This window comes from Candidatus Deferrimicrobiaceae bacterium, assembly GCA_035256765.1.
Lineage (GTDB): Bacteria > Desulfobacterota > Deferrimicrobia > Deferrimicrobiales > Deferrimicrobiaceae > CSP1-8.
This window is the reverse complement of record DATEXR010000135.1, coordinates 22,486-29,420: the sequence shown is the minus strand read 5'-3', so window position 1 is coordinate 29,420 and position 6,935 is coordinate 22,486. Positions and strand designations below refer to the sequence as shown.

Annotated in this window: 7 protein-coding genes; 1 reads left to right on the top strand and 6 read right to left on the bottom strand. The window is 64.4% G+C overall.

Translation table 11 applies throughout. The features are described from left to right. The 3 genes from VJ307_04755 to VJ307_04745 all read right to left on the bottom strand — a co-directional run. Positions 1-539: helix-turn-helix transcriptional regulator (locus VJ307_04755; GenBank protein HJX73447.1), on the bottom strand; the 539-nt coding region annotated here is incomplete at its 3' end. 383 nt (positions 540-922) lie between these two features. Continuing rightward, a complete protein-coding gene (gene pgsA / locus VJ307_04750) occupies positions 923-1,495 on the bottom strand; it encodes a CDP-diacylglycerol--glycerol-3-phosphate 3-phosphatidyltransferase (protein ID HJX73446.1) in 573 nt (190 codons plus the stop codon). Then, positions 1,492-2,073 carry a lytic transglycosylase domain-containing protein gene (locus tag VJ307_04745; protein HJX73445.1) on the bottom strand — a complete coding sequence of 194 codons (582 nt, stop codon included), beginning with the start codon at positions 2,071-2,073 and terminating at the stop codon, positions 1,492-1,494. The genes pgsA and VJ307_04745 overlap by 4 nt, the downstream gene beginning before the upstream one ends. Before the next feature lie 71 nt (positions 2,074-2,144). On the opposite strand from VJ307_04745, the gene nadB reads away from it, so the two are divergent. Continuing rightward, positions 2,145-3,752, top strand: a complete 1,608-nt coding sequence (gene nadB / locus VJ307_04740; protein HJX73444.1) for an L-aspartate oxidase — start codon at positions 2,145-2,147, stop codon at positions 3,750-3,752. Positions 3,753-4,173: 421 nt separating this feature from the next. On the opposite strand, the gene VJ307_04735 is transcribed toward nadB, so the two are convergent. From VJ307_04735 to purF, 3 genes are read right to left on the bottom strand one after another with little or no spacing between them, the layout of a single operon-like run. Further along, a complete protein-coding gene (locus tag VJ307_04735) occupies positions 4,174-4,809 on the bottom strand; it encodes a hypothetical protein (protein HJX73443.1) in 636 nt (211 codons plus the stop codon). Next, positions 4,802-5,356, bottom strand: coding sequence for an orotate phosphoribosyltransferase (gene pyrE, locus VJ307_04730; GenBank protein HJX73442.1), 555 nt, complete (start codon positions 5,354-5,356; stop codon positions 4,802-4,804). The genes VJ307_04735 and pyrE overlap by 8 nt, the downstream gene beginning before the upstream one ends. A 47-nt stretch (positions 5,357-5,403) precedes the next feature. Next, positions 5,404-6,825, bottom strand: coding sequence for an amidophosphoribosyltransferase (gene purF / locus VJ307_04725; GenBank protein HJX73441.1), 1,422 nt, complete (start codon positions 6,823-6,825; stop codon positions 5,404-5,406). Positions 6,826-6,935: the final 110 nt, after the last annotated feature.

Below are 6,935 nucleotides of genomic sequence, written 5' to 3'. Positions count from 1 at the left end.
CGACCCGACGGCGTTGCACCGTTCACCACCGCGACGCCGCCGGTGTCGAGACGCAAATAGGATCCATCGAGCGAATCGTTGCCAAGATCGAGGCAGAAACCGTATAGACCAACACGCTCGGCGACCGCCAACAGCTCCCATATTGGGCCTGGCGGCAGCTCCAGTTGACGGCGTAAGTCGCGGGCGGATGCTTCAGCGCGTTCGACAGAGTCGATGCTCATCGACTTGGGCAATGCAGGCGGACTAAGGAGACCAATATCGATGACAAGCTTCACATCTTGGGCAAGCCTTTCAAGCAAAGCATCGGCCTTGGACTCGTCGGTCGGCTCGCGACTTGCGCGACGACTCACCACGGCGGGAAGCGGAGGCGTGAGGAACCACTCAATCGGTAGCTTGAGCACGTTTGCGATGCGGGTAAGTTCCAGTGAATCCAGCTTACGCTCACCCGACTCCACCTTGGTGATCGCCGTCCGATCAAGCCGGACCGCCGTGGCAAGATCGGCTTGGCTAAGCTGCGCAATCTTGCGTGCTTCGGCCACTCTGGAGCCAAGTTCCTTCCAACTGGAGATTCGCCGCGTCATAGTGCGAAATTAGCACATCCAAGAACTAAAATCAAAGTACGGTTTTGTGTAGCCGACAATCAACCATATTGCAGGGTTATTTGGGGCCAAGAAGTATCACTAAAACTAAATGTGCGAAATACCAATACATTTTAGTTGGAAGGGTGATTTGTCCCCCCTTTCGTGGTCGCGATCATCTAACGTGGCCCCCCTGCCCACGGCCTCCTGTACGTTACACTTGGCGCGACATCCCTCGCCTTTCACCGGTCAGAGCAATTGGAGATTCAGGACGCTTCCGTCGACTCAACATAATACTCGATAAGAACAAAATCAGGAGATGTCCCCCCTGACCGCGGGGCCGATCACTTTTTGAATATTTCTCCGACGAAGCGGAGGAAATAGTCCAGCCCCGACCACGCGGTGAGCACGAGCCCCGCCACCAGAAACACCATCCCCAGGAGATGGATGTCGATCCCGAACACCGGGTAGTTGAGGATGAGCGCCCCGACCCCGATGGACAGGAGGATCGTCTTGGCCTTCCCCAGGGAAGAGGCCGCGATGACGAACCCCTCCGTGGAGGCGGCGCCCCGGAGCGCCGTGACGCCGATCTCGCGACCGACGATGATCGCCACCATCCAGGCCGGCACCCTCCCCGAGGGGATCAGCATCACCATCGCCGCGCAGACGAGAAGCTTGTCCGCCAGCGGGTCGAGAAGCTTCCCCAGGGAAGTGACCATCGCGTAGCGCCGCGCGATGTACCCGTCGAACAGGTCGGTGAAGGACGACACGGTGAACAGGATCACCGCAGCCACCGACCGGGAGAAGGGGATATCGCGCCCGTCCGGCGCGTAGAGCAGCAGAACGACGACCGGCACGGTAAGGATGCGGAAAAGGGTGAGGAGGTTGGCCGGGTTGAGGCGGCTGTTCCCGTTCATTCGCCGGAACGGTATTGCCGGTAATAGATCATCACCCTCTGGACGTAGAGACGGGTCTCCGCGTAGGGAGGAATGCCGCCGTACTTCTTCACCGCCGCGGGGCCGGCGTTGTACGCGGCCACAGCGTGGACGAGATTCCCCCCGAAGGTTCCGAGAAGTTCCTTGATGTACTTGACCCCCCCCTCGATGTTCTCGATCGGGTCGAAGGGGTCGGAGACGTTCAGCCGTTTCGCGGTAAACGGCATCAACTGCATCATTCCCTGCGCCCCCTTGGGCGACACGGCGAAACGCTCGCCGTTGGACTCCGCCTTGATGATCGCCTTGATGAGCGCGGGAGAGAGGTTGTGCGCCCGGGAGTAGCGTTCGGCGTAATCCATCATCCAGGCCTCCACCTTCCCCGAAGATGCCCTTGCGGGACGGGGTGGGGGAGCCTCCCGGAGATAGAGAGCCGCCGTGGTCGTTCCCGGGGTATTGGTGAAGTGGACGACGCCGTCCTGGTCCACGTGCCGGTAGATGTCCGCCCGAATAACCGTTGGACAAAAGAGCACCGATATGATTAAAAATATGCGTAAATACATCACTATTCCGCATTCTAGTAGATCGCGGCTTCCCTTGTCAATCGGCATGGGGACCGCGCAGGAGGAAACGGATGGAACGGCATTCCCATTTCCTGGTCATCGGGAGCGGCATCGCGGGCCTGAGTTTCGCTCTCCGCGCGGCCAGGAAGGGATCGGTAACGATTATCACGAAACGGGCGGCCTCCGAGTCCAGCACGAACTACGCCCAGGGGGGGATCGCCACCGTCTGGAGCGGCGAGGACTCGTTCGAATCCCACATCGAGGACACCCACCGGGCGGGGGTCGGCCTCTGCCGGCCCGACATCGTGGACCTGGTCGTGCGCGACGCCCCCTCGAAGATCCGGGAACTGATCGAATGGGGGGTCCGGTTCACCCGCCGGGACGGGGGGCAGGAGTACGACCTCGGCCGAGAGGGAGGGCACTCGAAGCGCCGGATCTTCCACGCGAAGGACCTGACCGGCCGCGAGGTCGAGCGCGCCCTCCTCGCCCGCGCCCGCGCCAACCGCCGGATCCGGATCTACGAGGATTACGCCGCCATCAACCTCATCACCCGCCAGAAGGTGGAGTCGTTCGACCGGCGGAAGGAGGACGATGCGATCGGGGCGTACGTCTTCGACATGAAGAAGGGGGCGATCCATACCTTCCTGGCGGACGCCGTCATCCTCTCCACGGGAGGTTCCGGGAAAGTCTACCTGTACACGAGCAACCCCGACATCGCCACGGGGGACGGAATCGCCATGGCCTACCGGGCCGGGGCGACGATCGCCAACATGGAGTTCGTCCAGTTCCACCCCACCTGCCTCTACCATCCGCACGCCAAGTCGTTCCTCATCTCCGAGGCGGTCCGCGGCGAGGGGGCAAGGCTGCTCAACCGCGCGGGAAAACGGTTCATGAAAAGGGCGCACCCGATGATGGAGCTCGCCCCCCGCGACATCGTCGCCCGCGCCATCGACGCGGAGCTCAAGCGCACGGGGGAGGACTGCGCCTATCTCGACATCACGCACAAGGGGGCCGCGTTCATCCGGAAGCGGTTCCCGAACATCTACAAGACGTGCCTTTCCTTCGGGATCGACATGACGAAGGAACCGATCCCCATCGTCCCCGCGGCGCACTACCAGTGCGGGGGGGTGCGGACCGACCGGAACGGGGAGACCGACATCCGGCGGCTGTTCGCCATCGGCGAATGCGCCTGTACCGGGCTTCACGGGGCCAACCGGCTCGCCTCCAACTCCCTCCTGGAGGCCCTGGTCTTTTCCGACCGCGCCCTCGCGCGGTCCGAGCAGGCGTACGCGGGAAAGCCGCGCCCCAAGGTCCCCGTTCCCGGATGGGACCCGGGGAACGCGCAGGATCCGGACGAGGCGGTCATCGTCTCCCACAACTGGGACGAGATCCGCCGCCTGATGTGGAACTACGTCGGCATCGTCCGCTCGAACAAGAGGCTCGAGAGGGCGCTCGACCGGATCGAGCTGCTGAAAAAGGAGATCGCGGAGTATTACTGGAACTTCAAGGTGACGGGGGACCTGCTGGAGCTGAGAAACATCAGCACCGTCGCCGAGCTGATCGTCCGATGCGCCATGCAGCGGAAGGAGAGCCGCGGGCTGCACTCCACGATCGACTACCCGTACCTCGACGAGGAGCACGGGAGAAAGGACACCATCATCCGCCGCACGTGGTTCTAGCCGAGTCGTCTGCAGCGGCACAGCCGGGGACCCCTAGGCGATGCGGGGGGTTCCCCGGAGCGGCGTGTGGAGCGAGGGAGGAGTATCCCCGCGGGGCGGGGATCGTTCCGGCGAGCGCAACCGCAGCGAGCGGGCGCAAGGTCGCGAGCGTTTGATAACGGAGCCCCCCGGCCTCCAGGGGTCCGTTCCGGAAGAGCCCGTGCATCGAGAGGGTCGATGCGCTCCGTCCGGCGAGGCGCCCGGCCGAGGCGTACCCGCCGCGGTACGGTGAGGGCGGGCAACGAAGCTGGCGGGGATGCAGCGGCCCTCGAATGCCGGGATCTCCCGGGAATGGATCTCTGGAGGCCGGCGAGCCTGGGCCCCGGCGATCGGCGGGATAGCCTAGAGAGGATGAAAAGTTTTAAGAACGTCCCTATGCTTTTCAGTTCCAGACGAGGACGGCGCGCCCCTGGACCCCCGAAAGGACCAGCTTGAAGCGGGGGGCGGCGGTCACGGTCTCCACCTTTTCCCCCGCCTCCTTCGGGAACGCCACCTCGTAGGCCCGGTACCAGGTCCCCGAGTAGGGGAAGAAACGGGACACCTCCTCGGGGCGCAGGGAGGCCTTTCTCACGTAGACCGGCTCGAAATCCTTCTCGTCCGCGCGCACGAGGTGGAGGGTCCACAGGGTCCCCTCCTTGTCGAGGTCGTTCGTCCGGTCGTCGGGGGTGAAGAGAGCGACGAAGAACCGCTCGTACCGCTCGGACTCCCCTCTCCACCGGTCGATCATCTGCTCCTTCCGCTCGCGGTCGAGGTAGTAGATGTTCGCGTACTCCTCCGAAAACGCCCGGACCCATTCGGGGGAGAGCCACGTGGAGGAGAAGATGAACCGCGTCTCGAGCCCGTCGTGGACTTCCCGGGTGCGCGTGAACTCCTCGGTGCTGCGTGCGTACCGCTTCGAGCCCACCACCTTTTCGTAGAGCGTCATCACGCGGGTCCCGCAGCCGGCGGACAGAAGCGCGGCGCCCGCGACCGCGGCCGCAAGAAGAACAACCCGGAGGCGACCCCCGCCCTCACGCATTTTCCACATCCTCTTTCCGGAACATCGGCTCGAGGCGGTATCCCTTTTCCGCCAGGAACTCCGCGCCGCCCTCGTTCCGGTCGACAAGGCAGAGCACCCGGGAGACCACCAGGCCGGCCCCCTCGGCCCGCTCGATCGCCCGGAGGGTGGACGCCCCGGTGGTGACCACATCCTCCACGATGGCCACCCGCATGCCCGGACGCAGGTTTTTCATCCCCTCGACCCACTGGGAGGTTCCGTGCTTCTTGGGCTCCTTCCGGATGATGAAGGCGGGAATCGGGTTCTCCCGGAGGGCGCTGGTGAGAGAGACGGCGGTCACGATCGGGTCCGCCCCCAGCGTGATCCCCCCCACCGCCTCGGGCATCCCGCCCTCCTCCAGCATCCCGCAGAGGAGCCTGCCGGTCAGGACGGCCCCTTCCGCGTCGAGCGTCGCCTGCTTGCAGTCGATGTAGAAATCGGACTCCCGCCCCGAAGAGAGGATCACCTTCTTCCTCTCGTAGCTTTTCTCCTTCAGAATCGCAAGGAACCGCTCCCGGTCTCCGGTCATTCGTCTTTTCCCCTCCGGATGAGGTACGATCCGCAGTTACTGCACCGTCAGATCCTGACGGATCCGCGGAACAGCGGGAGTTGCTCCTCGATCTCCACGACCTCGAGGGGGATCATGTAGTCGCCCGTGAAGCAGGCGTCGCAATACCCCTTCCCCCCATTGGGGACGCACGCGTGGAGGCCCTCGACGCTCAGGTACCCCAGGCTGTCGGAGGCGAGGTACCGGTTGATCTCCTCCAGGGTGTGGGTCGCCCCGATGAGGTCGCGCCGCAGGGGCGTGTCGATTCCGTAGAAGCACGGGTGGGTCGTGGGCGGGGAACTGACCCGCACATGGACCTCCTTCGCCCCGGCGTCCCGGATCATCTTCATGATCTTGCGCCCCGTGGTACCCCGGACGATCGAGTCGTCGACCACGATGACCCGCTTCCCCCCCACCACGTCCCGGACCGCGTTCAACTTGATCTTCACGCCGAAGTGCCGGATCGACTGCTGCGGCTCGATGAAGGTCCTCCCGACGTAGTGGTTCCGGATCAGCCCCATCGCGAAGGGGATGCCCGAAGCCTCCGAGTATCCGAGCGCCGCGGGCACGCCCGAATCGGGCACGGGGATGACGATGTCCGCGTCCGCCGGGTGCTCCTTCGCGAGCTGGCGGCCGAACTGTTTGCGCACCTGGTAGACCGAGGTGCCGCCGATGATCGAGTCGGGGCGGGCGAAGTAGACGTGCTCGAAAATGCAGAACCTCGGCCCGGCGGGGAAGAACGGCCGGGATGTCCGCGCGCCGCGCTCGTCGACCACGATCATCTCGCCCGGCTCCACCTCCCGGAGGAACTCGCCCTCGATGAGGTCCAGAGCGCACGTCTCGGAGCAGAGGACGTACCCCCCGCGGATCTTCCCGAACACGAGGGGGCGGACCCCGTGCGGATCCCGCACCCCGATGAGCTTGTCCCGGGTGAGAAAAACGAGCGAATAGGCCCCCCGGACGCGGGAGAGGGCGTCCACGATCCGGTCCTCGATCCGGCTTTCCCGCGAACGGGCGATCAGGTGGACGATGACTTCCGTGTCCATCGTCGACTGGAAGATCGACCCCTCCACTTCGAGGTCCCTCTTGAGCCGGTGGGCGTTGACCAGGTTCCCGTTGTGGGCGATGGCGATGGAGCCGCTCTCGAAATCGACGACGAAAGGCTGGGCGTTTTTCAGCTCGGACGTGCCGGTGGTGGAGTATCGCACATGCCCGATCGCGATGTTGCCGGCCAGCCGCGCGAGGATGTCCTCGGAAAAGATGTCGGCGACCAGTCCCATCTCCCGGTGGAAGGTGATGACCTTCCCGTCGGAGGAGGCGATCCCCGCGGATTCCTGCCCCCGGTGCTGGAGCGCGTATAGCCCGAGGTAGGTGAGGTTGGCGGCCTCCGGGTGGCCGTACACCCCGAAGATTCCGCACTCTTCGTGCATTTCCGGAAACAGGCCTGTCACCCTATCCCCCCCCAGTCGTGACATTTCCCGGGCCGCCCCGCCCGACGATCTCCCGCCGGCAACGCCCCGCGTCTTTATTGTAATACGGAACCCCCCCTGCCGCGCGTGAC